27 protein-coding genes and 1 riboswitch are annotated in these 26,701 nt (G+C 68.2%); of the genes, 14 read left to right on the top strand and 13 right to left on the bottom strand.

The window, feature by feature from the left end:
- Window positions 1-20 precede the first annotated feature (20 nt).
- A complete protein-coding gene (locus ACGFZ3_RS09295; protein ID WP_392919575.1) occupies window positions 21-500 on the bottom strand; it encodes an Lrp/AsnC ligand binding domain-containing protein in 480 nt (159 codons plus the stop codon).
- A 148-nt stretch (window positions 501-648) separates the two neighbouring features.
- Here ACGFZ3_RS09295 and ACGFZ3_RS09290 point away from each other — a divergent pair, with 148 nt between their 5' ends.
- Together ACGFZ3_RS09290 and alr are read left to right on the top strand one after the other, a co-directional pair.
- Window positions 649-1,962: a D-amino acid dehydrogenase gene (locus ACGFZ3_RS09290; RefSeq protein ID WP_392919572.1), complete on the top strand. Its 1,314-nt coding sequence runs from the start codon at window positions 649-651 to the stop codon at window positions 1,960-1,962.
- Window positions 1,941-3,017, top strand: a complete 1,077-nt coding sequence (alr, locus tag ACGFZ3_RS09285) for an alanine racemase (RefSeq protein WP_392919569.1) — start codon at window positions 1,941-1,943, stop codon at window positions 3,015-3,017. Before ACGFZ3_RS09290 ends, alr begins: the two co-directional genes overlap by 22 nt.
- On the opposite strand, the gene ACGFZ3_RS09280 is transcribed toward alr, so the two are convergent.
- The gene (locus tag ACGFZ3_RS09280; protein ID WP_392919566.1) at window positions 3,004-3,573 is read right to left on the bottom strand and encodes a DUF3016 domain-containing protein; all 570 of its coding nucleotides are present in this window, start codon (window positions 3,571-3,573) and stop codon (window positions 3,004-3,006) included. The two genes, alr and ACGFZ3_RS09280, sit on opposite strands and share 14 nt — an antisense overlap.
- A 233-nt stretch (window positions 3,574-3,806) precedes the next feature.
- Between ACGFZ3_RS09280 and ACGFZ3_RS09275 the strand changes: the two genes are divergently transcribed.
- Together ACGFZ3_RS09275 and ACGFZ3_RS09270 are read left to right on the top strand one after the other, a co-directional pair.
- On the top strand, window positions 3,807-5,792 hold the full coding sequence (locus tag ACGFZ3_RS09275; protein WP_392919948.1) for an ATP-binding protein: 1,986 nt from the start codon (window positions 3,807-3,809) through the stop codon (window positions 5,790-5,792).
- A gap of 86 nt (window positions 5,793-5,878) precedes the next feature.
- Window positions 5,879-6,169: a DUF3247 family protein gene (locus ACGFZ3_RS09270; protein ID WP_392919564.1), complete on the top strand. Its 291-nt coding sequence runs from the start codon at window positions 5,879-5,881 to the stop codon at window positions 6,167-6,169.
- Between the two features lie 42 nt (window positions 6,170-6,211).
- Here ACGFZ3_RS09270 and ACGFZ3_RS09265 read toward each other — a convergent pair whose 3' ends face one another.
- Entirely contained in the window at window positions 6,212-6,475 is a 264-nt protein-coding gene (locus ACGFZ3_RS09265) for a hypothetical protein (RefSeq protein WP_392919945.1), read from the bottom strand.
- A gap of 156 nt (window positions 6,476-6,631) precedes the next feature.
- On the opposite strand from ACGFZ3_RS09265, the gene ACGFZ3_RS09260 reads away from it, so the two are divergent.
- The 3 genes from ACGFZ3_RS09260 to ACGFZ3_RS09250 are packed head-to-tail and all read left to right on the top strand — an operon-like array spanning window position 6,632 to window position 9,140.
- Complete coding sequence (locus ACGFZ3_RS09260) at window positions 6,632-7,750, top strand: class I SAM-dependent methyltransferase (RefSeq protein ID WP_392919562.1); 1,119 nt, start codon at window positions 6,632-6,634, stop codon at window positions 7,748-7,750.
- A complete protein-coding gene (locus ACGFZ3_RS09255; protein WP_392919559.1) occupies window positions 7,747-8,466 on the top strand; it encodes a pseudouridine synthase in 720 nt (239 codons plus the stop codon). The genes ACGFZ3_RS09260 and ACGFZ3_RS09255 overlap by 4 nt, the downstream gene beginning before the upstream one ends.
- On the top strand, window positions 8,463-9,140 hold the full coding sequence (locus tag ACGFZ3_RS09250; RefSeq protein ID WP_392919556.1) for an HAD family hydrolase: 678 nt from the start codon (window positions 8,463-8,465) through the stop codon (window positions 9,138-9,140). The genes ACGFZ3_RS09255 and ACGFZ3_RS09250 overlap by 4 nt, the downstream gene beginning before the upstream one ends.
- A 46-nt stretch (window positions 9,141-9,186) precedes the next feature.
- Here ACGFZ3_RS09250 and fabB read toward each other — a convergent pair whose 3' ends face one another.
- Both fabB and fabA read right to left on the bottom strand, forming a co-directional pair.
- Window positions 9,187-10,395 carry a beta-ketoacyl-ACP synthase I gene (gene fabB / locus ACGFZ3_RS09245; protein WP_392919553.1) on the bottom strand — a complete coding sequence of 403 codons (1,209 nt, stop codon included), beginning with the start codon at window positions 10,393-10,395 and terminating at the stop codon, window positions 9,187-9,189.
- Window positions 10,395-10,910 carry a 3-hydroxyacyl-[acyl-carrier-protein] dehydratase FabA gene (fabA, locus tag ACGFZ3_RS09240; RefSeq protein ID WP_093535600.1) on the bottom strand — a complete coding sequence of 172 codons (516 nt, stop codon included), beginning with the start codon at window positions 10,908-10,910 and terminating at the stop codon, window positions 10,395-10,397. The genes fabB and fabA overlap by 1 nt, the downstream gene beginning before the upstream one ends.
- Before the next feature lie 219 nt (window positions 10,911-11,129).
- On the opposite strand from fabA, the gene dinB reads away from it, so the two are divergent.
- Entirely contained in the window at window positions 11,130-12,197 is a 1,068-nt protein-coding gene (gene dinB, locus ACGFZ3_RS09235; protein WP_392919549.1) for a DNA polymerase IV, read from the top strand.
- Window positions 12,198-12,541: 344 nt separating this feature from the next.
- Here the strand turns inward: dinB and ACGFZ3_RS09230 are convergent, their stop codons facing one another.
- Complete coding sequence (locus ACGFZ3_RS09230) at window positions 12,542-13,180, bottom strand: NAD(P)-dependent oxidoreductase (RefSeq protein WP_392919546.1); 639 nt, start codon at window positions 13,178-13,180, stop codon at window positions 12,542-12,544.
- A gap of 97 nt (window positions 13,181-13,277) precedes the next feature.
- Between ACGFZ3_RS09230 and ACGFZ3_RS09225 the strand changes: the two genes are divergently transcribed.
- Together ACGFZ3_RS09225 and gph are read left to right on the top strand one after the other, a co-directional pair.
- A complete protein-coding gene (locus ACGFZ3_RS09225) occupies window positions 13,278-14,180 on the top strand; it encodes a LysR family transcriptional regulator (protein WP_392919543.1) in 903 nt (300 codons plus the stop codon).
- A gap of 87 nt (window positions 14,181-14,267) precedes the next feature.
- Window positions 14,268-14,918: a phosphoglycolate phosphatase gene (gene gph, locus ACGFZ3_RS09220; RefSeq protein WP_392919541.1), complete on the top strand. Its 651-nt coding sequence runs from the start codon at window positions 14,268-14,270 to the stop codon at window positions 14,916-14,918.
- A 93-nt stretch (window positions 14,919-15,011) separates the two neighbouring features.
- On the opposite strand, the gene btuB is transcribed toward gph, so the two are convergent.
- Entirely contained in the window at window positions 15,012-16,853 is a 1,842-nt protein-coding gene (gene btuB, locus ACGFZ3_RS09215; RefSeq protein WP_392919538.1) for a TonB-dependent vitamin B12 receptor, read from the bottom strand.
- Window positions 16,854-16,973: 120 nt separating this feature from the next.
- Window positions 16,974-17,198: riboswitch (cobalamin riboswitch) on the bottom strand.
- A 79-nt stretch (window positions 17,199-17,277) separates the two neighbouring features.
- Here btuB and ACGFZ3_RS09210 point away from each other — a divergent pair.
- Entirely contained in the window at window positions 17,278-17,889 is a 612-nt protein-coding gene (locus ACGFZ3_RS09210) for a histidine phosphatase family protein (RefSeq protein ID WP_392919535.1), read from the top strand.
- 119 nt (window positions 17,890-18,008) lie between these two features.
- On the opposite strand, the gene ACGFZ3_RS09205 is transcribed toward ACGFZ3_RS09210, so the two are convergent.
- Both ACGFZ3_RS09205 and ACGFZ3_RS09200 read right to left on the bottom strand, forming a co-directional pair.
- Complete coding sequence (locus ACGFZ3_RS09205; RefSeq protein ID WP_282248177.1) at window positions 18,009-18,374, bottom strand: TfoX/Sxy family protein; 366 nt, start codon at window positions 18,372-18,374, stop codon at window positions 18,009-18,011.
- Window positions 18,371-18,853 carry a GAF domain-containing protein gene (locus ACGFZ3_RS09200; protein WP_392919531.1) on the bottom strand — a complete coding sequence of 161 codons (483 nt, stop codon included), beginning with the start codon at window positions 18,851-18,853 and terminating at the stop codon, window positions 18,371-18,373. Before ACGFZ3_RS09200 ends, ACGFZ3_RS09205 begins: the two co-directional genes overlap by 4 nt.
- A gap of 86 nt (window positions 18,854-18,939) precedes the next feature.
- On the opposite strand from ACGFZ3_RS09200, the gene bioD reads away from it, so the two are divergent.
- A complete protein-coding gene (gene bioD, locus ACGFZ3_RS09195; RefSeq protein WP_392919528.1) occupies window positions 18,940-19,623 on the top strand; it encodes a dethiobiotin synthase in 684 nt (227 codons plus the stop codon).
- Between the two features lie 3 nt (window positions 19,624-19,626).
- Here the strand turns inward: bioD and ACGFZ3_RS09190 are convergent, their stop codons facing one another.
- The 4 genes from ACGFZ3_RS09190 to msrB form a co-directional block, all read right to left on the bottom strand.
- A complete protein-coding gene (locus ACGFZ3_RS09190; RefSeq protein ID WP_392919526.1) occupies window positions 19,627-21,072 on the bottom strand; it encodes a PLP-dependent aminotransferase family protein in 1,446 nt (481 codons plus the stop codon).
- A 102-nt stretch (window positions 21,073-21,174) separates the two neighbouring features.
- Entirely contained in the window at window positions 21,175-21,912 is a 738-nt protein-coding gene (gene msrA / locus ACGFZ3_RS09185; protein ID WP_392919524.1) for a peptide-methionine (S)-S-oxide reductase MsrA, read from the bottom strand.
- 14 nt (window positions 21,913-21,926) lie between these two features.
- A complete protein-coding gene (locus tag ACGFZ3_RS09180) occupies window positions 21,927-23,705 on the bottom strand; it encodes a cytochrome c biogenesis protein DipZ (protein ID WP_392919521.1) in 1,779 nt (592 codons plus the stop codon).
- Between the two features lie 53 nt (window positions 23,706-23,758).
- The gene (msrB, locus tag ACGFZ3_RS09175; protein ID WP_392919518.1) at window positions 23,759-24,298 is read right to left on the bottom strand and encodes a peptide-methionine (R)-S-oxide reductase MsrB; all 540 of its coding nucleotides are present in this window, start codon (window positions 24,296-24,298) and stop codon (window positions 23,759-23,761) included.
- Window positions 24,299-24,443: 145 nt separating this feature from the next.
- Between msrB and ACGFZ3_RS09170 the strand changes: the two genes are divergently transcribed.
- The gene (locus tag ACGFZ3_RS09170) at window positions 24,444-25,166 is read left to right on the top strand and encodes a response regulator transcription factor (protein WP_392919515.1); all 723 of its coding nucleotides are present in this window, start codon (window positions 24,444-24,446) and stop codon (window positions 25,164-25,166) included.
- On the top strand, window positions 25,163-26,635 hold the full coding sequence (locus ACGFZ3_RS09165; protein WP_392919512.1) for a sensor histidine kinase: 1,473 nt from the start codon (window positions 25,163-25,165) through the stop codon (window positions 26,633-26,635). The genes ACGFZ3_RS09170 and ACGFZ3_RS09165 overlap by 4 nt, the downstream gene beginning before the upstream one ends.
- Window positions 26,636-26,701 lie beyond the last annotated feature (66 nt).

The raw sequence follows: 26,701 nt of genomic DNA, 5'->3' as shown, positions 1-26,701 counted from the left end.
CGCCTTTTGCGTTTGGCGGGTCAGTCCGGGATGGGCAGGGTCAGCGTTTCCTTGACCTCTTCCATCACGATGTAGCTCTTGGATTCGCGCACGTGCGGCAGGGTCAGCAGGGTGCTGCCCAGCAGCTTGCGGTAGGACGCCATTTCGCTGATGCGCGCCTTGAGCAGGTAATCGAAATCGCCCGATACCAGGTGGCATTCCAGCACGTTGGGCAGCTTCAGCGCCGCGCGGCGGAATTCCTCGAAGATGTCGCCGGACTTGTAGGCCAGGCTGATCTCCACGAACACCAGCAGGCTGGCCTTGAGGTACTGCGGGTCCAGCCGCGCGTAGTAGCCGGTGATGGCGCCATCGCGTTCCAACCGCCTTACCCGCTCGGTGCACGGGGTGGTGGAGAGCCCCACGCGCTCGCCCAGCTCGGTGAAGGAAATGCGGCCTTCATCCTGCAGGATCCGCAGGATCCTGCGGTCGATCTTGTCCAGCTCGCGGGCACGTGCGGCCATGGTGTCAGCTTCCCCGGGGTGTTGGCGCGACAATAACCTGCCTGAGGCGCCAAAAACAGCAAAATTGCTTGGTTTGGCCGGAATATACTTCCTCAATTATGGTCCCGGCACGCGCCAGTGCAGGGAATGATCGGGTTGGAGAGGTCTCATGCGCGTTCTAGTCCTTGGCAGTGGGGTAATCGGCACGACCAGTGCCTGGTACCTGCGGCAGGCCGGGTTTGAAGTCACGGTGGTGGACCGCCAGCCCGGCCCGGCGCTGGAAACCAGCTTTGCCAACGCCGGCCAGCTGTCGTTTGGCTATACCTCGCCGTGGGCCGCGCCGGGCGTGCCGCTCAAGGCAGTGAAGTGGCTGTTCTCCGAACACGCGCCGCTGGCGATCCGCCCCGGGCTGGACCTGAACCAGTACCGCTGGCTGGCCCAGATGCTGCGCAACTGCACCCACGAACGCTACGCCATCAACAAGGCGCGCATGGTGCGCATGTCCGAATACAGCCGCGACTGCCTCAATGAGCTGCGCGCGCAGACCGGCATCGAATTCGAAGGCCGCGACCTGGGCACCACCCAGCTGTTCCGCACCCAGCAGCAGCTGGATGCCTCGGCGCAGGACATCGAAGTGCTCGCGCAGTATGGCGTTCCGTATGAAGTGCTGGACCGCGCCGGCATCATCGCCCACGAACCGGCGCTGGCCAGCGTGGCCGACAAACTGGTGGGCGCGCTGTGGCTGCCGCGCGACCAGACCGGCGACTGCCAGCTGTTCACCCGCCGCCTGGCCCGGATGGCGATGGATGCCGGAGTGGAATTCCGCTTCGACCAGGACATCGCCGGTCTGGAAACCGACGGCGACCGCATCACCGGCGTACGCATCGACGGCAAGGTTGAAACCGCCGACCGCTACGTGGTGGCGCTGGGCAGCTATTCACCGTCGCTGGTGGCCCCGCTGGGCATGCACCTGCCGGTGTACCCGCTGAAGGGCTACTCGCTGACCCTGCCGATCACCCAGGCAGCGATGGCGCCGACCTCGACCATCCTGGACGAGAGCTACAAGGTGGCGGTAACCCGCTTCGACGACCGCATCCGCGTCGGCGGCATGGCCGAAGTGGGCGGGTTCGACCTGTCGCTGTCGCCGCGCCGCCGCGCCACCCTGGAAAAGGTGGTGGGCGACCTGTACCCGGACGGCGGCGACCTGTCGCGCGCCGAGTTCTGGACCGGGCTGCGCCCGGCCACCCCGGACGGCACGCCGGTGATCGGCGCCACCCCGTACCGCAACCTGTTCCTCAACACCGGCCACGGCACGCTTGGCTGGACCATGGCCTGCGGCTCGGGCCGCTACCTGGCCGATCTGATGAGCGCGCGCCAGCCGCAGATCAGCACCGAAGGCCTGGACATCTTCCGTTACGGCGGCCACACCGCCGCTTCCGTCCAACACAGTGAACAGAACGCATGCGCCCAGCCCGCGCGTTGATCGACCTGGAGGCGTTGCGCTCCAACTTCCGCCTCGCCCGTGAACTGGCCGGTGGCCGCAAAACCCTGGCCGCGGTGAAGGCCGATGCCTACGGCCACGGTGCGGTGGCCTGCGCGCGGGCGCTGGATGGGGAAGCCGACGCGTTCGGGGTGGCCTGCATCGAAGAAGCGCTGGAACTGCGCGCGGCCGGCATCACCTCGCCGATCCTGCTGCTGGAGGGGTTCTTCGACGCCGACGAACTGCCGCTGATCGTGCAGCACGACCTGTGGTTCGCGGTGGCCGCGCCGTGGCAGGTGGACGCGGTGGAGGCGTTCCGGACCGATGCCACCCTGCAGATCTGGTTGAAGCTGGACAGCGGCATGCACCGCCTGGGCCTGGCCCCGGCCGAGTTCCGCGCCGCGCATGCGCGGTTGTCCGCGCTGCCGCAGGTGGCGCCGATGGTGTTGATGAGCCACATGGCCCGCGCCGACGAACTGGACAGCCCGCGCACGCGCGAACAGGCCGATTTGTTCGCCGCCACCATCGACGGCCTGGCCGGCGAAACCAGCCTGTGCAATTCCCCGGCGCTGCTGGGCTGGCCGGACGTGCGCAGCGACTGGGTGCGCCCGGGCCTGATGCTGTACGGGGCCAACCCGTTGCAGAAGCACAACGCCTTCACCGAGCGCCTGCGCCCGGTGATGACCATGCAATCGAAGATCTTCGCCATCCGCGAAATCGCCGCCGGGGAACCGGTCGGCTATGGCGCGCGCTTCGTGGCCGAACGTCCCACCCGGGTGGGCGTGGTGGCGCTGGGCTATGCCGACGGTTACCCGCAGTTCGCGCCGAACGGCACGCCGGTACAGATCGATGGCCAGCCCGGCCACCTGATTGGCCGCGTCTCGATGGACATGCTCACCGTTGACCTGACCGACCTGCCGCACGCCGGGGTGGGCAGCACGGTCACCCTGTGGGGCGAGGCGCCGCGCTTGGACGTGCTGGCCCCGCTGTGCAATGTCAGTGCCTACCAGCTGCCCTGCGCGGTGAAGCGCGTGGCGCGGGTGCTCAGCGGCGCGTAGCCGTCAGCAGCTTGCGCAGCCAGTCGTCCAGCATCTGTTCCTCGTAGCGGAGCGGATCGCTGTTGCTGCGCAGGCCGACGCCATTCTGCAGGTAGTTAAGGCCGACCAGCTTGACGTCCTTGCCCTCCTGCAGCACGCGGCCACCTGCATCACGCAGGGTGAAGTCGAGGGTGATCCGCGGCGGATAGACGTCGCGCATGATCCGGATGTCGTTGGCGCGTGGACCGTGCTGAGGCTCGAAGTCGCCCGCCCGCTTGATGTCGGTGAACCGCACCTCCAGCGTCTGGCCCGGGGGCAGGCGCTTGACGGCGCTTTTGCGCAGCGCCTCGGCCAACTGGTACACCCAGTTGCCGCTTTGGGCCTCGAAACGGTTGGAACTGCTGCGTATTTCCGTGAACTGGGCCGGGTCGGTCCAGCTCACCTGCACCGGGCTGTCGCCGCTCAGGGCGCGCGGTGCGTCGGGGGCGGTCACCGTGCGCGGTCCGGCGGTTGCACACGCCGCCACAAGCAGCATGACGCAGCTGAGAGCACCAGCCAACAAGGGTTTGCGGTTCATGGCGTTGCCTCGGTCGGGGTTGCGGAAAGAGGGTGACCCGCAGTGTGATCCTGATGACGGGCGGGAACAATTGCCTATGGCGATCCCCAGCATCGGCGGTGGGAACGAATTCACTTACGTCAAATCCCTACCCCGTGCTTGACGCTACGAATACGCGGTCTGGAAGATGCTGTATTCCTCCGTTCCGCCAGTTGCCCCTCTTGACGCCCTTGCCCAGCCTGCCTGCCTCCACCCTGGAACGCGCCCCGTTTGCGGCCCCGGCCTCGGATCCTTCGCTGCATCGCGCGGTACTGGAAGGCCTGAGCGCGGGTTTCTGCATCATCGAGGTCCTTATCGAGGACGGCGTCGGGGTGGATTACCGTTTCCTGGAAGTCAATGACGCCTTCGAGCGCAACACCGGCCTGGAGCGCGCCTCCGGCCGGCTGATGAGCGAACTGCAGCCGGCGCACGAACCGGAGTGGTACCGCGTCTACGGCGAGATCGCGCTGACCGGGCGTTCCCAGAAGTTCGAACTGGAAGCGCGCGCGCTGGGCCGCTGGTACGCGGTCGAAGCGATGCGGGTAGGCCAGGCGCATGAGCGGCGGGTTGCGGTGCTGTTTTTCGATATCACCAACCGCAAGCAGATCGAAGTGGAGCTGGCCGAGAGCGAGGCGCGCTTCAGCGCCCTGGCCGATGGCCTGCCCATGCCCGTATGGGTGTTGGACGAGCGCGGCCATGCGCGTTTCGTCAACAGCGCGTTTACCGAATTCTTTGGTGGTGACGAACAGCGCGTGCCTGAAGATGTCTGGCGTGGCGTGGTCCACCCCGATGATGTTCCCGTGTTCGACTACGAACTGCAGGCTGCGCTGAAGGCGCAGCGTTCCATGCAGGTGCTGGTGCGCGGGCTGCGTGCCGATGGCCAGTGGCGCTGGCTGGAAATGAACGCCCAGCCGCGTTTCTCGCGCATGGGCCGCTTCATCGGCCTGGCCGGCAGCAGCACCGACGTCACCGACCGCCGCGAAATCGAAATGGCGCGCGAGGAACTGCTGCAGTCCGAGCGCGCCGCGCGCAATGCCGCCGAAAGCATGGCGCGGCTGAAGGATGAATTCCTGGCCACGCTGTCGCACGAGCTGCGCACCCCGCTGACCACCATCCTGGGCTGGAGCGAACTGCTGCTGCAGCGCGTTGACAGCACCAGCCCGCTCTTCAAGGGCCTGGGCGTGATTGCCAACAGCGCCATGGCGCAGAAGCGGCTGATCTCGGACATGCTGGACCTGAGCAGCATGCTGCTGGGCAAGGTGCAGCTGGAAGTGGAAGTGCTGGACCTGCGCACCCAGCTCACCGAAGCCATGCGCGCCCAGGAGCTGGTCGCCGAAGGCAAGGCGCTGGATACCCGGCTGGTCATGCCCGACGAACCGGCGCTGGTGCTGGGTGATGCCACCCGCCTGCAGCAGGTGCTGTGGAACCTGCTCAGCAACGCCATCAAATTCACGCCTGCCGCCGGCTCGGTCACCGTTACCCTCGACACCGACGGTGATCACTGGACGATTACCGTGGCCGACTCGGGCGACGGCATCGCGCCGGAGTTCCTGCGCCACCTGTTCAGCCGCTTCCGCCAGGCCGACGGCACCACCACCCGCCGCCACGGCGGGCTGGGCCTGGGGCTGGCGATCGTGCAGCAGCTGGTGGAACTGCACGGCGGCACGGTCACCGCCAACAGCGAAGGGCAGGGCAAGGGCGCGGAATTCACCGTGCAGCTGCCGCGCTACCAGCCGCAGGCCGATGGTCGGCCCCTGCGCGAAGTGTTCAGTGGCCCGATCCGCGAGCAGCTGATCGAGCCGTACCCGCTCAAGGGCCTGCGCCTGCTGGCAGTCGAAGACCAGCCCGAAGTGCTGGAATACCTGCGCCGGTTGCTGGAAGAGCAGGGCGCGCAGGTCACTGCGGCGGCCTCGGCCGGCGAAGCGCTCGCGCTGCTGGATGCAGGCGGGCACGAGAAAGTGGACGTGCTGCTGACCGACATCGGCATGCCCGGCATGGACGGCTATGGGCTGGTCAGCACGTTGCGCCAGGATTTCGGGCTCGATGCCAATGCCCTGCCGATCGTGGCGGTTACCGCGCTGGCCCGCGCCGACGACCGCAAGCGCGCGTTGGCCTCTGGATTCCAGGAACACGTGGCCAAGCCCTATTCGGTAGCCCAGCTGGTGTCGGCCGTACGCACGGTGCTGGCCAACCGGCAGTAACCGGTAACTCAACGCCGGGCCAGGGTTCCCTGGAGAGCCGCTCCCGGCGTGGCTGACGTAACACATCACCGTTCCAGGAGACCCGCATGTCCCGCACCGCCCCCCGCATCCACACCGACCCGGCAGACATCGCCGCCCTTGAATCCCTGCTGCCCCAGCTGAAGGGCCAGACCCAGGTCGAAATCACGCTGAAGGACGGCAATCGCCTGCTGGGCACCGTGGCGGTACAGCCCACCGTGCAGCAATACCGCGACGCGGGCGAGAATGAAGGGAGCAACGGCCAGCTGCGGCTGGACGACCTGGACACCCCGGCGCAGCACCACACGGTGTGGCTGGATGAGATCAGCGCGATCCGCGAGCTGCCGCCGGTGGAATGAGGTTCCGGGCCGTGCCGGGCCTGGCCCGGCACGCGCGGTACCTCAATGCGTGAATGTCTCCGGCTCGGCGTCGAAGCGGCGCGCGTAGGCGCGCTCATCTGCAATCCGGGCTACTTCGTCGTCGGCCAGCCCAGGTGCACCGTACACCGCATAGGCCACCGCGCCATCGGGAAGTTTGCCCACCTGATGCAAGCGGTACCTTGAATGCCCACCCCCGGTGTCCTCGGGGTAATGCACCGGCGGCTGTGTGACCTCAAGATCCATTTCGCTGTTGTCGACCACGCCACCGACGAACAATGCGCGCATGAGCATGAGCTACCTCCGTTGCGAATGAGCCTTCACCCTGACCGACTGTGTGTTGCGATGGCATCAAGGCAGCGTTGAATAAACGCAAATCGGCCGCGGAGCGGGCCGGTTCGGCCGAAACGGTAGAATGGCGGTCTCTTTTCAAGATGTGCCCCCATGGCTGCCCAGCACGACGCCCCCCTGGAAACCCTGTTCCTGCCGTTCGGCGGCGCGCTGACCTGGCCGGCCGGCCCGGTGCTGTTCCTGCGGGCCCGCGATGGCTGGCCGCTGCGCGGGCACGCCCAGCCGGGCCAGCTGGTCTGCGAGCAGAGCTTCCGCCCGTTCGCCGATGCGCTGGAAGCCAGCGGCTGGACCGTGCGCGACGAGCAGCAGCTGGCCGATGACGGCACCCGCTACGCGGTGGTGCTGGTGCTGCCGCCGCGCCAGCGTGAAGAAGCCCGCGCGCTGTTTGCCCGCGCGCTGGCGCTGGCCGCCCCGGGCGGCATCGTGGTGGCCTGCCAGCACAACAATGAAGGCGCGCGCTCCGGCGAAGGCGATCTGCAGCAGTTGGCCGGGCTGGGCGGCAAGATGACCAAGAACCACTGCCGGGTGTACTGGACCGCGCCGCTGGACGGCCAGCACGACGCGGCGCTGGCCCAGCGCTGGGCCGCGCTGGACGCGCCGCGCGCGATCCTGGGCGGGCGCTTCCAGAGCCGCCCGGGCATCTTCGCCTGGGACCGTATCGACCCGGCCTCGGCGCTGCTGGTGGAACAGCTGCCGGCGGATCTGGCCGGGCGTGGCGCGGACCTGGGCGCCGGCTTCGGCTACCTCTCCAGCGAAGTGCTGCAGCGCTGCCCGCAGGTGAGTGCGCTGGACCTGTTCGAAGCCGAGGGCCGGGCGCTGGCGTTGGCCAAGGTCAACCTGCAGGCGCTGGGCAAGCCGGCCACGCTGGGCTTCCACTGGCAGGACGTCACCGCCGGCATCGAGGCGCAGTACGACTTCATCGTCACCAACCCGCCGTTCCACACCCCCTCGCGGGCCGACCGTCCGGACATCGGCCAGCGCTTCATCGCCGTGGCCGCGCAGGCGCTGCGCCCGGGCGGGCGGATGTGGCTGGTGGCCAACCGCCACCTGCCGTACGAGCAGATCCTCAACGAAAGCTTCGGCCAGGTGCGCGTGGCTGCAGAACGCGACGGCTTCAAGCTGATCGAGGCGACCAAGGCCAGCAAGAGCGCCACCCCTGTCAGGGCCCCCCGCAGCGACGAGCCGAAGTGGGGCCGCGGAGGTCGCCCATGAAGCTGGTGAAGTTGCTGGCCAACCTGGGTTACGGCAGCCGCAAGCAGGTGCAGGGGATGTTCCGCGAGGGCCTCATCACGGATGCGGAGGGCGAGGTGCTGTATGCCGATGACCAGGTGCCGCACGAGGCGATCCGGGTCGAGGGCGAACCGCTGGATCCGCCGCAGGGGCTGACCCTGATGTTGCACAAGCCGCGTGACTACACCTGTTCAACCAAGGACAAGGGCCGGCTGATCTACGACCTGCTGCCGCCGCGTTTCCGCGAGCGTTCGCCGGTGCTGTCGTCGGTGGGCCGGCTCGACCGTGACACCAGCGGCCTGCTGCTGATGACCGACGACGGCGCCCTGCTGCACCGGATCGTGTCGCCGAAATCGCGGCTGGACAAGGCCTACCAGGTGACCCTGGCCGAAGACCTGCACGGCGATGAAGTGGCCCGTTTTGCCAGCGGTTCGCTGATGCTGGAGGCCGACGACAAGCCGCTGTTGCCGGCGGAACTGCACGTGCGTTCGGCGCGCGAGGCCGAACTGGTGCTGCACGAAGGGCGCTACCACCAGGCCCGGCGCATGTTCGCCGCAGTGGGTAACCACGTGCAGGCGCTGCACCGCAGCCGCATCGGCGGGCTGTCGCTGGGCGACCTGCCCGAGGGCGAGTGGCGCACGCTGGATGCGACGGACCTGGAAACGCTGTTTACCGGGCATCTGGCCGACGCGACATGACCGCCATTGCCGCACTGCCGTTCCTGCCCGAGGCGGTCATCTTCGACATGGATGGCCTGATGATCGACAGCGAGCGGGTTTCGCTGGCGTGCTGGTCGCAGGCGGCGGGGGAGCAGGCGCTGCCGTTTTCCGATGATTTCTGGCTGGGCATGGTCGGGCTGGGTGACCGCGACTGCGAGCAGCGGTTGCTGCAGCACATCAGCGCAGACGAGGTGGCCGCACTGTTCGCGCGCTGCCACGATCTGTACGAGGAGCGCACGCAGCAGGGCCTGCCACTGCGGCCGGGCATCGTGGAGATCCTGCAGCTGCTGCAGGCGCATGACATTCCGCGTGCGGTGGCGACCTCCACGCGGCAGCCGCGCGCCTCGCGCAAGCTTGCCGCAACCGGCTTGCTGGCCTACTTCGACCATGTGGTGACCAGCAGTGACGTGGCCCATCCCAAGCCGGCGCCGGACATCTACCTGTTGGCCGCGCAGAAGCTCGGCAAGGACCCGTCACGCTGCCTGGCGCTGGAAGATTCCCCGGCCGGCATCCGTGCAGCGGTCAGCGCGGGCATGACTGCGATCCAGGTGCCGGACCTGGTGCACCCGGACGAGGCGCTGCGCGCGCTGGGCCACCGCATCGTCAATTCGCTGCGTGACGCGCACGCGCTGCTGGTGCCGTTGCTGAAATGAAAAACCCGGCGCATGGCCGGGTTTTTCATGTCGATGCCGCGCGCAATCACACCCGCCCGAACACCAGCGCTGCGTTGGTGCCGCCGAAGCCGAAGCTGTTGGACATCACCGTGTTCAACTGCACGTCCTGGCTTTCGCGCACGATCGGGAAACCTTCCACCGCCGGGTCCAGTTCGCCGATGTTGGCCGAACCGGCGATGAAGCCGTCGCGCATCATCAGCAGGCAGTAGATCGCCTCGTGCACGCTGGCCGCACCCAGCGAGTGGCCCGACAGCGCTTTGGTCGAGGACAGCGACGGAATCGCTTCGCCGAACACTTCGCGTACCGCCTTCAGTTCGGTGACATCGCCCAGCGGGGTCGAGGTGCCGTGCGTGTTGAGGTAGTCGATCGGGCCGCTGAGGTTCTGCATCGCCATGTTCATGCAGCGCACCGCGCCTTCGCCGGACGGGGCGACCATGTCGGCACCGTCTGAGGTGACGCCGTAGCCCACCAGCTCGGCGTAGATGCGTGCACCGCGTGCCACGGCGTGGTCGTAATCTTCCAGCACCAGCATGCCGCCGCCGCCGGCGATGACGAAGCCGTCGCGGTCCTTGTCGTAGGGGCGCGATGCGGTGGCCGGGGTGTCGTTGAAGCGGGTCGACAACGCGCCCATTGCATCGAACATCACGCTCATCGACCAGTGCAGGTCTTCGCCACCACCGGCGAACATCACGTCCTGCGCGCCGTGCCGGATCAGGTCGGCGGCGGCGCCGATGCAGTGCGCGGAGGTGGCGCACGCGGCCGACAGCGAGTAGCTCAGGCCCTTGATCTGGAAGGCGGTGGCCAGGCAGGCCGAGACGGTGGAGCACATCGTGCGCGGCACCATGTACGGGCCGACCTTGCGCACGCCACGCGCGCGCAGGATATCGGCCGATTCGACCTGCCACTGGCTGGAGCCGCCGCCGGAGCCGGCGATCAGGCCGGTACGCGGGTTGGCCACCTGTGCCGGGTCCAGGCCGGCGTCGGCGATGGCGTCGCGCATGGCGATGTAGGCGTAGGCCGAAGCATCGCTCATGAAGCGCTTGAGCTTGCGGTCGATCTGCGCATCCAGGTCCAGCTCGATGTTGCCGCCGACATGGCTGCGCAGGCCGGCTTCGGCGTGGTCGGGAAGATTGCGGATGCCGGCGCGGCCTTCACGCAGTGCGGTGGACACCGTGTCCAGATCGTTGCCCAGGCACGAGGTGATGCCCATTCCGGTAATGACGACGCGACGCATCAGAAGTTCTCGGTGGAAGTGAACAGACCTACGCGGAGGTCTTTGGCGGTATAGATTTCGCGGCCATCAACCAGCATGCGGGCATCGGACTGCGCCATGACCAGCTTGCGGTTGATGACGCGGGTGATGTCGATTTCGTAGGTGACAAGCTTCGCGTCGGGCAGCACCTGGCCGGTGAACTTCACTTCACCGCAGCCGAGTGCGCGACCGCGTCCGGGCGCGCCCAGCCAGGTGAGGTAGAACCCGGTGAGCTGCCACATCGCGTCCAGGCCCAGGCAACCGGGCATCACCGGGTCGCCGATGAAATGGCAGCCGAAGAACCACAGGTCAGGGCGGATATCCAGTTCCGCGCGCACGTAGCCTTTGCCATGTGGACCGCCGTCATCGCGGATGTCGGTGATGCGATCGAACATCAGCATCGGGTCATTGGGCAGGCGACCGCTGCCCGGCCCGAACAGTTCGCCGCGGGCACTGGCCAGCAGCTGTTCGCGCGAGAACGCGTTGAGACGAGTCATGGAAAACGCAATCCTGAAGATGAAGGGCGGCGGTTTGTTGCCGTTGAAAGCACCCAAGAGTGCAGAGTAATTTCCATTCAATCAAACGTTTTAACCGTACGCTGGCGTAGTGTTTTCAGCTTGAAAAACGCATGTCCTTGTTATGAAAAGACCATACCCAGGCGTGTGGCTGTAATCTTGTTCATCTGTTCCTGCCGCTTGAGCCCTTGAGTCGCCGCCGTGTCCGCACAACGCAAGATCATCCACGTCGACATGGACGCGTTCTACGCGTCGGTGGAGCAGCGCGACAATCCGTCGCTGCGGGGGCTGCCGGTGGTGGTGGCGTGGAAGGGGGCGCGTTCGGTGGTGTGCGCGGCGTCGTACGAGGCGCGGGTGTTCGGGATCCGTTCGGCGATGCCGGCGATCCGCGCGGAGCGGCTGTGCCCGGACGCGGTGTTCGTGCCGCCGGATTTCGTGCGTTACAAGGCGGTGTCGCGGCAGGTGCGGGAGATTTTCCTGCGGCATACGGATCTGGTGGAGCCGTTGTCGCTGGATGAGGCGTACCTGGATGTGACGGTGCACAAGGGCGGGATGACGGTGGCGACGGAGATCGCGACGCTGATCCGCACGCAGATCCGGGAGGAGACGCAGTTGACGGCATCGGCGGGTATCGCGCCGAACAAGTTCCTGGCGAAGATCGCGTCGGACTGGCGCAAGCCGGACGGGCAGTTCGTGGTGCCGCCGCACCGGATCGAGCAGTTCCTGACGCCGCTGCCGGTGAAGCGGGTACCGGGGGTGGGCAAGGTGATGGAGGGCAAGCTGGCCGAGCTTGGCATCGTGACGGTGGGCGATCTGCGTGGGGTGCGGCTGGAGGAGCTGGAAGGGCGCTTCGGCAGTTTCGGTGCGAGTCTGTACCGGCGTGCGCGCGGTATCGATGAGCGTGCGGTGGAACCGGACCAGCCGGTGCAGTCGATTTCGTCCGAGGACACGTTCGCGGAGGATCTGCCGCTGGAGGCGCTGGAGCCGGCGATCGTGGAGCTGGCGGGCAAGACGTGGAACGCGACGCGCAAGACGGACCGGGTGGGGCACACGGTGGTGTTGAAGTTGAAGACGTCGCAGTTCCGGATCATCACGCGCAGTTTCACGCCTGAATCGCCGCCGGAATCGCTGGAGGAGTTGCGCGATATCGCGCTTGCATTGCGTGCGCGCGTGGACCTGCCGGCGGAGACGCGTTATCGGTTGGTGGGGGTTGGGCTGGGTGGGTTCCGCGAGCGCGAGCCGGTCAGCCAGATGGGGTTGTTTGACTGAAGCAACAGCAACAGCAACAGCAAGGTTTCATTGCTCCGGGTAGCGGGCCGGCGCGTGCGGGTTGGCGGGACACGCCGTGAACCCATCCTTGGGGGCTTGTAGAAAACATCCATGTTTTCTACAGTCCCGCCAACCCACCCCCGCCGGCCCGCCCAAGCAGGGCTGGCACTCAGTGAAACAGCGGCAGCAACTGCACATCGCAATCGACTGCGGGCGGCGCTCGAACGCTCTGGTTTCACGTCGCGGGGACCACGGTAGGGTCGCATCCCAATCGACTGCCGATGGCAATGCAACGCGCGGTGGGGCATGAACTAACCCCCGCGGCCGCGTGCCACCGCCCTTGATCAATACGCCACGGTCGCAATCGTCCGCACGTACTGCGGCTTCTCGATCTCGCTCACGAACGCATCGGCGTAATCGGCGTAACTGATCCGGCTGTGGCCATCGGCACCGACCAGGAACTGCCTGGCCTGCGTGCGGAAACCACGCTTCTGCGGCCCCGGGCCAATCTCGGCCGCCGGCGAATAGAACGTCCAGTCCAGGTCATCCACCTTCTGCAGCAGGTTGAACGCCTCACGTGCAGCCAGGGCGACCGGCTTGTACGCATCCGGGAAGCCGTCGGTATCGACCAGCTGCACGCCGGGGGCGACTTCCAGGGTGCCGGCACCGCCGACCATCAGGAAGCGCGGCACGCCGGCCTGGCGGGCGGCTTTGACCAGTTCGGCGGTGACGGTGGTGACGGTGGCCGGGTCATCACCGGGGCGCGGGCCGAAGGCGCTGGCGAGGACGTCGTGGCCGGCGATCACCGCGGCCAGGGCGTCGGTGTCGTCGAGGGCGGCGATGGCGAGCTGGGCGCCGTCGAGTTCGGCGGGCAGGTCGCTGTCGCGGCGGACGATGGCGGTGACCTGGTGGCCGCGGGCCAGGGCCTGGCGGGTGATTTCACGGCCGATGTTGCCGGTGGCACCGACGAGGGCGATCTTCATGGGGCGGGGTCCGTTGTGGGAGGAAGGCCAGCATATGCGCCTGAAAGCGGACGAAAAACCGCGTATAACGGCCTAATTTGTTGCGCGGATCGATCAAATGGACCGGCTGACGGCGATGCATGTGTTCGTGGAGGTGGCCGAGCGTGGCAGCCTGACTGCCGCGGCGGAGGCCTTGGACATGTCGCGGGCGATGGTGACGCGCTATCTGGCAGAGGTGGAAACGTGGCTGAGGGCGCGGCTGCTGCACCGGACCACGCGGCGGATCAGCCTGACCGGGCCGGGGGAGGCGGCGCTGCTGCGGTTCCGGCAGATGCTGGCCATTGGTGATGAGCTGCAGGGCGAGGTGGCCAGTGACAATCCGGAGCCGCATGGGCTGTTGCGGGTCACGGCGAGTGTGTCGTTCGGGCAGCTGCACCTGGCGGCGGCGGTGGCCGAATTCGTGCGGCGGCATCCGCTGACGCGGGTGGAGCTGCTGCTGGTGGACCGGGTGGTGAACCTGGTGGAGGAGCGGGTGGATGTGGCGGTGCGGATTTCGCGGGCGATCGATCCTGGCCTGATCGCGCGGTGGCTGGCGCCGTGCCGGTCGGTGCTGTGCGCGGCGCCTTCGTATCTGGCGGAGCGGGGCACGCCGGCAAGTGCCGATGCGTTGGCCGGGCACAACTGTCTTACCCATCATTACGTGGGGAAGAGCGTGTGGCAGCTGCAGCGGCAGGGGCGTGCGATTTCGGTGGCGGTGGGGGGCAACATCAGTGCCAACGAGGCGTCGCTGCTGCTGGAGGCGGTGCGGGCGGGGGCAGGCATTGCGATGTTGCCGACGTACCAGATCGCGCCGTTGCTGCGCTCGGGTGAACTGGTGGAGGTGTTGCCGGAGTATCAGGTGGAGGAGATGGGCATCCATGCGGTGTATGCGTCGCGGCGGCAGTTGCCGGCGGTGATGCGCAGCTTCCTGGATTTCCTGGTGGAGCGGTTTGCGGGGGAGGAGTTCCTGGCGCGGATCTGATCCCGCGTGGTGCCGGGCTGCGCGCAGCCATGCAGGGCATGGCTCTACAATCAGCAGCCCCACATGTTGTAGAAGCGATCCTTTCCCTTGACGTATCCCTACCCGCTGGTGATCTTTGATCTGGACGGCACGCTGGTCGACAGCGCGGCCGATATCGCCGAGGCGCTCAATCGCACGCTGGAAGACTGGCAGCTGTCGCGCGTGCCCGAAGCGACCGTGCTGACCTGGATCGGCGATGGCGTGCGCCGGCTGGTGGAGCAGGCCTTCGCCGCTGCACGCAGTGACATCGACCTGGATCGGGTCATGCCCGGTTTCATGCGCCATTACGAGGAATGCCTGCTGCGCAGCCCGCGATTGTTCGATGGGGTGGTGCCGGCGCTGCAGATGCTGCGCGAGCGCGAGGTGGTGATGGCGATCTGCACCAACAAGCCGTCGGCGCTGGTGGCGCCGCTGCTGGCGCACCTGGGAGTGCAGGACTTCTTCGCGATGGTGCTGGGCGGTGATTCACTGCCCGAGCGCAAGCCCAGCGGCGTGCCGCTGCGGCATATCGCCGAGGCGTTCAAGGTCGCGCCGGGTGCGGCGTTGATGGTGGGGGATTCGATCACCGATTACCGCGCCGCGGTGGATGCGGGCATGCCGGTCGCGCTGGTGCGTTATGGGTATCCGCGCGGGTTGGATCTGGAGACGGTGGAGGCAGTGGCAGTTGTTGATGATCTGCGGGCGTTGCCGGGGTTATAGGGCGACCGGAGGGAAGTGCCGACCAACGGTCGACACCTACCACCAGACACTCCACGCGGTAGGGCACGACCGTTGGTCGTGCCCCACGCCATCTCATTTCGGCTGGTAACGCACGCTCAGGCGGTACTCGCGGCCCGGCTGGTTGTACCAGGCCACCGTTTCGTAGTCGCGGTCGAATACGTTGCTGACCCGGCCCAGCAACGACCAGTCGCGGCCGAGTGCGTATTCCAGGCGCAGGTCCAGGGTGCCGTAGCCGGCCAGGCGCACGCTGTTGTCGGCGTTGTCGTAGCGCTTGCCGGCGCCGAACGCGGTGATACCGGCGCGGAAGGCACCGAAGCGCCGGTCGATGTCCAGGCGTGCGGTGTCCTGCGCGCGGCGGGCCAGCCAGTTGTCGAACTGGGTGCTGCCTTCGGTGCGGTTGCGCGGGTCGGTGTGGCTCAGCTGTGCGCTCAGGTCAAACCCGGCCACGGTGAGCGAACCGGTCAGCTCGGCGCCGCGGATGCGCGCTTTTTCCACCTGCGACATCATGAAGGTGGTGGCGTCGTAGGTGATCAGGTCGTCGATGCGGGTTTCATACACATCCAGGCCCCAGCGCCAGCTTTCGCCCTGCTGGGCGATGCCAACGTTGGCACTTCTGGACTTCTCCGGGTCCAGCCCCGGCACGCCGCTCCACGGGTCGTACAGGTCGCTGAAGGTCGGTGCCTTGAACGCGGTGCCATAGCTGGCGTTGAGGCGGAAGCCGCGGCCCAGTTCCATGCCCCAGCCGAGGCTGCCGGTGGTGTGGTTGCCGAACTGTTCGTTGTCGTCATTGCGCACGCTGGCCTGCAGGTGCTGCGCGCCGAAGCGGCCCTGGTACTGCACGAACACGCCGGTGTTGTCGCGGCTGTCCACCAGGTAACCCGCGCTGCTGCCGTCGAGGTTGTCCTGGCTCCAGTCCACGCCGGCACTGAGCAGCTGGCCCTCAGCCAGGCCGACGTCGGCCTGCACCGAGGCGCTGTCGCGGTGGGTCTGCGCGGCGCCCAGCCAGGTGTCGCCGTTGTAGTTGTCCGACTCGTTGTCGGCACGGCCGACGTTCGCGGTCAGGGTGAAGCGCTCGCCCGGCGTGTAGCGGACCTTGCCGCCCAGCACCTGCTGCAGCGTTTCGGAGTAGTTGTAGTAACCGTCGTAGTGGTTCTCGCCTTCGGCGCGCAACGCGGTGCCTTCCACGTTCAGCGTGTCGGTGAGCGTGTAGCCGCCGCGCAGGCTCATCGACAGGTTGCGGTAGCCGTCGCGGTCGGGCTCGTTGGCGCCGCAGCCGGCGAACGTGACCGGGTCACCGTTGCAGGAATTGATGCCGTCGGTGTGCTGGTAGGCGATATCCGTACCGAACCAGCCGCGCGCGCCGGTGCCACCGAAGCCGCCGCTGGCTTCACGCAGGCCGTTGCTGCCGCCGCCCAGCTGCAGGTGCGGTGCGAAGTCGCCGGCATTGCGGCGGGTGAAGATCTGGATCACGCCGCCGATTGCATCCGCGCCGTACAGGCTGGATTGCGGCCCGCGCACGATTTCCACGCGCTCGATCTGCGCCAGCGGCAGGTCCTGCAGCATGGCCAGGCCGAGGTCGCCGGTGTTGATGCGCACGCCATCGACCAGCACCAGGGTGTGGGCCGAATTGGTGCCGCGCAGGAACAGCGAGCTCTGCTTGCCCAGCCCGCCGCTGTTGTTGAGGTTGATGCCGGCGCGCCCGCGCAGCAGGTCCTGCAGCGACGGCGCCTGGCTGCGCTCGATCTCCGCGCGGTCGATTACCTGCGCCGGCGAGATGCTGTCCTGCAGGGCGATCGGGGTACGGGTGGCGGTGACCAGCACCTGGTCCAGCGCGGTGGCGTCGTCCTGTGCGGCGGCCACACCGGGCAGCGCCGACAGCACGGCAAGGGAAAGAAGGCGGAACTGCAGTTTCATCGTTGACTCCAGGCACCGCGCACGCCCGCGCGGCAAGGGGGTGGGAGGCGGTCAACGGAGGCAGGGACGGTGGGCAGGCGCAGGCACGGCGCCGCTTGCCGCCGCCATGCCCGCCGCATCGCAACCAGTCGTCTTCCAGGCCGGTCTCCGGGCTCGCGGGCCGATGGCGGACCATCGCGCCAGGCGCCTTCCCATGCTTGCGCACAGTGGCATGTTGCCTGGCTTCCACGCTTACCGTTGCGGGGGCAGCGCCGGAATGGCAGCAGGCAGGACCTGTTGCGTCACCGGCTTCCCGTTTCAACCTGCCGGCTTGCGCCGCAGGCCACCTGAAAGTGGGCGCAGTGTAGAGCAAAGCCCGGCAGCCGGCGCAGTGCGGCCAGGGCCGTGGCGGTGCCAGCGGTTAGAATGCGCCTCGCTTTTTGACGTGGTTGCAGCACCTATGATCCTGGACCTGATCCGGCACGCGGCCACTGGCCGCGACGCCTACCTGGATGGGCGTACCGATCCGCCGCTGAACGTGCAGGGCACTGATCTGATCTGCGCGCGCTACGCCGACCTGCAGTGGCAGCGCGTGCTCAGTTCACCGCGCCAGCGTGCGCTGGATACCGCCGATGCGCTGGCGCTGCCGCGCGGACTGGAGGTGATCGCGGACGAGGAGTGGGAAGAGCTGGATTTCGGCGACTGGGACGGCCAGCCGCTGGATGCACTGCCAATGCAGGCGCTGCAGGCGTTCCACCTGGACCCGCATGCGAACCCGCCACCGCATGGCGAAAGCTGGGCGCACTTCGAGCGCCGCATCGCACGCGCGTTGCACCGCCTGCTGGATGAGGCCGACCCGGTGCCCACGCTGGTGGTCAGTCATGGTGGCCCGCTGCGGATGGTGCTGTCGCAGGTGTGCGGCCTGCCGATGGCGATGTGCTGGGCGCTGCGGATCGACCACGGTACGCGGCTGCAGCTGCGGGTGGAGCGGGAAGATGGAGAATTGTGGGGCGAGCTGCTGGAGTTGCGTAGAGCCACGCCCTGCGTGGCTGCGTGAACCTGGCACCGCGCGCAGCCACGCAACCAGGCGTGTTCCGTGCCGATGCGGCCAGCCACGGTCGCGTGGCGACGCGTTGGACGAAATGGCGCCCGACGTTCACTCGGCGCGGCGTGGCTCTACGTCCGGTCCTCGTTGTCCAACTCGAAGGGTGCTTCGTCGCCTTCGTCATCGTTGGCCACGGTGCGGTCATACACCGGGCCCGAGGCCGGCGGCGCCTTCTTCAGCGGCTTGTCGGCGATGATCGCATCGTATTCGGCCACCAGTTCGGCGCGGCGCGCTTCGGGCAGTTCCTGCCAGTGGCAGTCCTGCAGCGCACCCTCCAGCGAATAGAGCAGGTTGAGGCTGGGTTTGAAGCCGGCGCGGCGGACCTTCACGAACGCGCCTACCGAACCGGCCGCGGCCAGGTCTTCGGCGGTGCGCAGACCGACCTGGCGCAGCCAGGCGGCGCTCTTGGGGCCGATGTTGCGCAGCTTGGTGCTCATCCCAGCGCCTCGACGAACACGGCGGCAATGGCTTCCAGGCCAGCCTGGTCGTCGGCATCGAAGCGGGCCAGCACCGGGCTGTCCAGGTCGAATACCCCGATCAGGGTGTCGCCCTGCACCAGCGGCACCACCAGTTCCGAGCGCGAGGCCGAATCGCAGGCGATGTGGCCCGGGAACGCATCCACGTCCTCGATGCGCTGGGTCACCCGCTGCGAGGCGGCCGCGCCGCACACGCCCTTGTCCAGCGGAATGCGCACGCAGGCGGGCAGGCCCTGGAACGGCCCGACGACCAGCTCGGTGCCATCGAAGAAGTAGAAGCCCACCCAGTTCAGCTGCGGCAGGGCGTGGTAGACCAGCGCCGACAGGTTGGCGGCATTGGCGATGCGGTCGCGTTCACCGTGCACCAGGGCGCGGGCCTGGGCCAGCAGCTGGCCGTACTGTTCCGGCTTGCTGCCGGTAAGCGTGGAAGTATCGAACATTGCCGCAGTCTAGCAAGCGCGGCCGCCGGCCGGACCCACCGTCGGCGGAACGCTGATAATGGAAGCCCCTGTCCATCGGTGCGGCCATGTCATCCCTTTCCTCCTCGCCTGCCGCCTTCTACGTCACCGGTACCGATACCGGCATCGGCAAGACCTTCAGCAGCTGCGCCCTGCTGCATGCGCTGCGCCAGCGCGGGCGCAGCGCGGTGGGCATGAAGCCGGTGGCCAGCGGCTGCGAACAGACCGCCCAAGGGCTGCGCAACGAAGACGCCATCGCCCTGCTGGCCGCCAGCGACCCGGCCCCGGCATATGCCGACCTCAATCCCTACGCGCTGCCGCTGCCGCTGGCCCCGGAGCTGGCCGCCGCCGCGGCCGGGGTGACCCTGTCGCTGGCGCCGATCGAAGCGGCGTTCGAGCGCCTGCGCGCGCAGGCCGACACCGTGGTGGTGGAAGGCGTGGGCGGCTGGCTGGCGCCGTTGTCGACCACGCTCGACCAGTCCCACCTGGTGCAGGCCCTGCAGTTGCCAGTGGTGATGGTGGTCGGGCTGCGGCTGGGCTGTCTCAACCATGCGCGGCTGACCGCGCAGGCGATCACCGCCAGCGGTGCGACCTGCATCGGCTGGATCGCCAACGACGTGGACCCCCGCATGGAGCGCATCGACGACAACGTGGCGCTGCTGCGCGCGCGCCTGCCGTTGCCGTTCTGGGGCCGGCTGCCGTACGCACCGGGCGGCGATCCTGCACTGCTGGCCCGGCACCTGCTGGGCTGAGCGTCAGCCGCGTGACTGCGCCAGCAGGGCGGTGGCCAGCCGGCCGACGCTGGCAATGGCATCCACGTAGCGTGTATCCAGGTCCTGGCAGCACGACAGCCGCAGGCAGTGCCGGTAGCGTGCGCCGCGCGAGTACACCTGGCCGGGCATGAACACCACGCCCTCGGCCAGCGCCTGTTCGAACAGCTCGCTGCTGTCCACGCCCGCCGGCAGTTCGATCCACAGCAGGAAGCCGCCGCTGGGCTGGGTTGCCAGAGTGCCCGGCGGGAAGTGCTGGGCGACGAGGGCGCGCACGCGGCTGACCTGCTCGCGGTAGAGCCGGCGCAGCCCGCGCAGGTGGTGTTCGTAACTGCCCGCTTCCAGGAATGCGGCGACCGCCTCGCCCAGCAGTTGCGATTCGGCGCCGGTGGACTGGAACTTGAGCAGCTGGATGTCGGCGGCGAAACGCCCGCCATCGAGCCAGCCAATCCGGTAATCCGGGGCGAGCGTCTTGGAGAAGCCGTTGACCACGATCACCCAGCCGTCTTCGTCGAACGCTTTCAGCAGCGGCGCCAGCGGTTCCTGGTACTGCAGTTCGGCATACACCGCATCTTCGATCAGCGGCACCTGGTACTGGTGCACCAGCGCGGCCAGGCGCTGCTTGGCCGCTACCGGCATGGTGCAGCCCAGCGGGTTGTGCACGCTGGGCATCGCGACGATGGCGGCCAGCGCACCGGCCTGCAGCTGGGCGTCCACCGCATCCACGTCCAACCCCTCGCGCGGGTCGGTGGGCAGTTCGATCGCCTTCAGGCCCAGGTTGGCCAGCAACGGGTACAGGTTGAAGTAGGACGGCGCCTCGATGCCGACCGCGTCGCCCGGCCGGGTCACCGCGCGCAGCGCCAGCTGCAGCGCTTCCATCGCGCCATGGGTGAGCACCAGCCGCTCCACGCTGGTGTGCAGGCCCAGCCGCGGGCCGCGCCGCACGATCTGCTCCAGCAGCCGCCTGGCCCCATTCGGGCGCGCGTAGGTGCGCACCATGGCCGGCGTGCGCCGCAGCACCTGCGCGGTGGCGCGGGCCAGGCGGACGGCGGGGTAGAAGCGCTCGCCGCGCGGGCCGGCAAACGCCAGGTCGACGATGCCCGGTTGCCGCTGCGCGTCCAGCACGCGCGCCATCATCAGCTGCTGGGCCTGGGTGGTGGCCAGGGCTGGGGCGTGGCGCAGCGAACGGGTGGGTTCGGGCAGGCGCGCGCTGACCACGAAGCCGGCCTTGGGCCGCGGCATCACCAGGCCGGCGTCCTCAAGCTGCCGGTAGGCGGCGATCACCGTGTTCAAGCTGAGCTGGCGCTGCGCCGCCAGCCCGCGCAGCGACGGCAGCCGCGCACCGGCCGGCAGGCGGCCGCTGTGGATGGCATCGGCCATTTCGTCGGCCAGCGATTGGTAGAGGTTGGCGGCCATGCAATCTGTAACCATGAGGGTCGCCAGTATGGTGCGCTGTACCCTGGATGCCCTGCAACCTGGCGTTCCTATGGCGAAGACCGGCCAACGGTCGGCCTCCACCGCCGTCCCCAACGGCTACCTCGCTGACAACGTCGACACCAATCGCGGCTTCTCGCGGTACAGCTGCGGGTACATGCGTTGCAGCGCCGCCACCTTGGGCTGGTCGTTGATGCGGATATACAGCGACTCCGGGTGCAGCGTCAGGTAGTTCTGGTGGTAACCCTCGGCCGCCACGAACGGCTTGCCGCCGTCGACCGTGGTCACCACCGGTGCCGCATAGGCGCGCGCCTTCTGCAGCTGCGCGATGTAGGCGCGGGTGGCATCCCGCTGCGCCGCGTCGTCGGCATACACCGCCGAGCGGTACTGCGTGCCCCGGTCCGGTCCCTGGCGGTTGAGCTGGGTGGGATCATGCACGACCGAGAAGAACACCTGCATCAACTGGCCGTAGCTCACCTGGCTGGGATCGTAGGTGACCTGCACCGCTTCGGCATGGCCGGTACCGCCGCCACTCACGCGCGCGTAGTTCGCATCGGCCCGCTGCCCACCGATGTAGCCCGACACTGCGTTGTCCACGCCCTTGATGTGCTGGAACACGCCCTGCACGCCCCAGAAGCAGCCGCCGGCGAACACCACCTGCGCGCGCTTGCCCGGCAGCCTGGGATCGGCCGCGCCGGTCGGCGCCGGTACCGCCACCACTGTTTCGGCCGGCGCGGCATACGCGGGCCGGTCCAGGCTGACCACGGCGCTGATGGTCAGCGCGGCAATGGCCGCGGCGATGCCGCCGGCCACCAGTTTGTCGAGGGAAACCCGCATGGTCGTCTCCTGGTTCAACCAAAGGTGAAGGCATAGGCGTGCACACCGGGATCAAGGAACTCGATCTCGAAGGTCCGCTCGCCCACATCGCCGGATTGGCGGATCAACTGGTACAGGCGGTGTTCGCTGACCGTGCCGGTGCCATCGGCGCCGACGTCGCCACCGGCGGAGGCACCGGGTGGCTGGCCATCGATGCGCACGCGGTACCGCACCGGCTTTCCATCCGCGCCCGGCGCCAGCACCAGGTGCAGGTCTCGCGCATGGAAGCGGAACGCGATGCGGCCGCCGGCGCGCTGCAGCTGCGCGTCTTCGTCGCCCACCGTCCAGCGTCCGTCCAGCGCCCACTGGTTCAGCGCAAAGGTCGGCGGCAGCGCGTAATCGGCGGGCTGGTCGCGGCGCTGCCCGCCGGGCGAGGCGAAGTTCTCCGCCCTTGCGTACCCGAGGTAGGTCTCCGGCGATTTGAGGTTGGACATGTCGGCCTGCAGCTCCACCCCGGCGCGCGGCGCGCTGGCGGCCATCGCCATGGCCTGGGCCGGTTCGTCGGGCAGATTGGCGCCGGCTTCGCGCAGCAGCTGGCGGATGATCCGTTCGGACTGCGCGTAGTTGCCTTCACCGAAGTGATGCGCACGGATGCGGCCCTGCGCGTCTATGAAGTAGTGCGCTGGCCAGTAGCGGTTGTTGAAGCCGCGCCAGATCGCGAACTCGTTGTCGATCGCCACCGGGTAGTCGATCTTCAGTTCCTTCACCGCGCGCTGCACGTTGCCCAGGTTGCGCTCGAAGGCGAACTCCGGGGCATGCACGCCGATCACCACCAGGCCCTGGTCGCGGTAGCGCTGTTCCCACTCACGCACGTAGGGAAGGGCGCGCAGGCAGTTGATGCAGGAATAGGTCCAGAAGTCGACCAGCACCACCTTGCCACGCAGGCCTTCGGCGGTCAGTGGCGGGCTGTTGAGCCAACCGGTGGCGCCGTCCAGCGGGGGCAGGGTGCCTTCCACCGGAAGCTCGGCACCGGCGGGCGCATCGGCAGCGCGCATCATCATCGCCGGGCCGGTCCCGGGCGCCTGTCCCGGCAGGGCATCCAACAGGCCCTGTTCCAGCCGCGCAGTGCTGACCGACGACAAGCGGGTGAGCACACCGGTGTCCCAGCCCATCGCAATGGCCACCACCGCCAACAGCGCGGCCACGCCCAGTGCACGGCGGATCCACTCACCGGCGCCCAGGCGCTGCTTGAGCGCGGTGAACACGCGCCCACCAATCCAGATCGCCAAGGCCAGCGATGTGGCCGCGCCCAGCGCATAGGCCAGCAGCAGCCCGCTGGTGCCTGCGCTGGCACCCTGCAATGCCGCGCCGGTGAGGATCAGCCCAAGGATCGGGCCGGCGCACGGCGCCCACAGCAGGCCGGTGGCCACGCCGATCAACAGCGAAGTGCCCACGCCACCGCGCCCGGCGTCGGCGGCCCTGTCGGCAGACGCACTGAGCCGCGCGCCCAGCCGCTGGAACGGCGACAACAGGCGGTCGGCCAGCGCCGGCCACAACAGCGCCAGCGCGAACAGCGCCATCACCACCAGTGCGATCCAGCGCCCGATCTGGTTGGCCTGCGCCACCCACTGGCTGCCCACCGCCGCCAGGCTGGCCACCACCGCGAACATCAGCGCCATGCCGATCAACAGCGGCAGGCCACTGCGCAGGAATGGGCGGTCGGAGCGGGCGAACACGAACGGCAGCACCGGCAGGATGCACGGGCTGAGAATGGTCAACACGCCGCCCAGGTAGGCAAGGACAAGCAGAATCATCGAACGTTCCTTATCGGGGTAGGGCCGGGCCCCGCCCGGCTGCTTCATCGGCGTTACGTGCGGTTGGGTATCCGCACGCGTGTCTCTTCGTCAGCGGCGACGAAATTCATCGCCACCCCGTTCATGCAGTAACGCAGCCCGGTCGGCCGCGGGCCGTCATCGAACACATGGCCCAGGTGCCCACCACAGCGCCGGCAGTGCGCTTCCACGCGCAGCATGCCCAGCGTGGTATCGCGGTCCTCGCCAACGGCGTCGTGCAGCGGCGCCCAGAAACTGGGCCAGCCGGTGCCGCTGTCGAACTTGGTGGAGGAGGAGAACAACGGCAGCGCGCAGCCGGCGCAGGTGAACGTGCCGCGCCGGTGTTCCTTGTTGAGCGGGCTGCTGAAAGGGCGCTCGGTGCTTTGCCGGCGCAGCACCGCGTATTGCGCGGGGGTCAGTTGTTCACGCCACTGCGCATCGGTGCGCATCACCTCGAAGCGGCGCGTGGGGGCAGTGGCGGCAGGGGCCGGACCACTGCAGGCGGTCAAACCGAACAGGCCGGCCGCGGCGCCGATGGCGCCCATGCCGAGCAGTCTGCGACGGGTACAACGCATGGCGATCTCCCGGTCTGGAAACGATGGGGCCATGCTGCGCCCACGCCGGTCAACGAATCCTCACGCAGGGTTAAATTTTCCGTGACACATTCAGGCCCGGATCTGGCCACAATGCGTTCATCTTCCCGCCGCCCGTCCCGTGCCAATGAGCAGTGCCAAGCGCGTCCTGATCGTCGAAGACGATGTCCACATCGCCAACCTGCTGCGCATGCACCTGCGTGACGAAGGCTATGAGGTCACCCACGCGGCCACCGGCGACGAAGGCCTGGCGCTGCTGGAGGCGCAGCCGTGGAGCGCGCTGGTGCTGGACCTGATGCTGCCCGGCGTGGACGGGCTGGAAATCTGCCGGCGTGCGCGTGGCATGGCGCGCTACACCCCGATCATCATCACCAGTGCCCGCGCCAGCGAAGTGCACCGTATCCTGGGGCTGGAACTGGGCGCAGACGATTACCTGGCCAAACCATTCTCCATGCTGGAGCTGGTGGCGCGGGTCAAGGCGCTGCTGCGCCGGGTGGAAGCAATGGCGCAGAACGCGCGCATCGATGCCGGCGAACTGGCCGTGGCCGGGCTGCGCATCGACCCGGTGGCGCGCACCGCGCAGGTGGACGGGCGCGCACTGGAACTGACCCCGCGCGAGTTCGACCTGCTGTACTTCTTCGCCCGCCACCCCGGCCAGGTGTATTCGCGCATGGACCTGCTCAACCAGGTGTGGGGCTATCAGCACGATGGCTACGAGCACACGGTGAATACCCACATCAACCGGCTGCGCAACAAGATCGAGCGCGATCCGGCCTCGCCGCAGCGCATCCAGACCGTGTGGGGCCGTGGCTACAAGCTGGTCGATGGCAGCGAAGGCGCAGCGGCATGATCCGGTTATCGTTGTCGCAGCGCTTGTCCGTGGCGTTCTTCGCGCTGCTGCTGGTGTGCTGCGGCGCGCTCATGGCGATCCAGATGCGCAGCACCAGCCTGCACGAACAGGAAACCGTGCAGCGGCTGTCGCGCGGGCTGGCCGAACACATCGCGCGCAGTGGCGAGCTGATGGACGGAGGCGGCATGCGCACAGGCGAGGTGCGCGCGCTGTTCGGCAAGCTGATGGCAGTCAATCCCAGCGTGGAGGTGTACCTGCTGGACGACCAGGGCCGCATCCTTGGTCACGATGCGCCCACCGGCCACCTCAAGCGCGACCGCGTGGACCTGGCACCGGTGCAGGCGCTGCTGCGCGATGAGCCGCTGCCGATCCTCGGTGACGACCCGCGCAGCGAACGCGGGCGCAAGGTGTTCAATGCCGCGCCGCTGTTCGTGCAGGGGCGCCAGGCGGGCTACATCTATGTGGTGCTGGTGGGCGAACAGCGCGAGGCGCTGGCGGCCAACACCGCGGCCAACGCCACGCTGCGCACCACGCTGTGGTCATTGGCGATCGTGGCCGGCATCGGCCTGCTGGCCGGCGCGGTGGCATTCCGCTGGGTGACCCGGCCGCTGCGCCAGCTGACCCGCCGCGTGCAGTCGTTCGACGTGGACGCCGCGGCGCCGGCCCAGGCCCTGCCACCCACGCCGCTGCGCGCCGGTGAGCGCGATGAGCTGGCAATCCTGCAGCACAGTTTCGGGCACATGGGCCAGCGCCTGGGCGAACAGTGGCAGCAGCTGCGCCAGCAGGACCTGCAGCGGCGTGAGCTGGTGGCCAACATCTCGCATGATCTGCGCACGCCGTTGTCGTCGCTGCACGGCTATCTGGAAACGCTGGCGTTGAAAGACGCCACGCTCAGCGCGGAAGAGCGGCAGCGTTACCTCGGCATCGCGCTGTCCCAGAGCCACAAGGTCGGCCGGCTGGCCCAGGCGCTGTTCGAACTGGCGCGGCTGGAACATGGTGGGGTGGTGCTGGACCGCCAGGCGTTTTCGCTGCCGGACCTGGTGCAGGATGTGTTCCAGAAATTCGAGCTGGCCGCGCAGGCCCGCCGGCAGACGCTGGCGGCGGACATTCCGCCCGGCCTACCCGCGGTGGACGCGGACCTGGCGTTGATCGAGCGGGTGCTGACCAACCTGCTGGACAATGCCATCCGGCACACCCCCGAAGGCGGCCGCATCACGGTGACGCTGCAGGCCGCGCAGGGCGAGGTGCAGGTCAGCGTGGCCGACACCGGCCCTGGCATTCCGGCGGCGCGGCGCGAGGACCTGTTCCACACGCCCCCGGCGTTTGGCAGCCAGCGCCCCGACAGCGGTGGGCTGGGCCTGCTGATCGTGCACCGCATCCTGCAGCTGCACCAGCGTGACATCCAGTTGCTGGACAGCCGCGAGGGCGCGCTGTTCGTGTTCTCGCTGCCGGCGGCGCGGGTGGTCTGACCCTGCCCTGCCCAAGGTCATGGCGACCACCGGCACTGGGGCGCCCGTTGCTGGCAGGATGCAATG

It is taken from the genome of Stenotrophomonas sp. NPDC047960 (assembly GCF_043204395.1).
GTDB lineage: Bacteria > Pseudomonadota > Gammaproteobacteria > Xanthomonadales > Xanthomonadaceae > Stenotrophomonas.
Note: the sequence above shows the minus strand (reverse complement) of the source record. Positions and strands in the feature narration are given on the sequence as shown.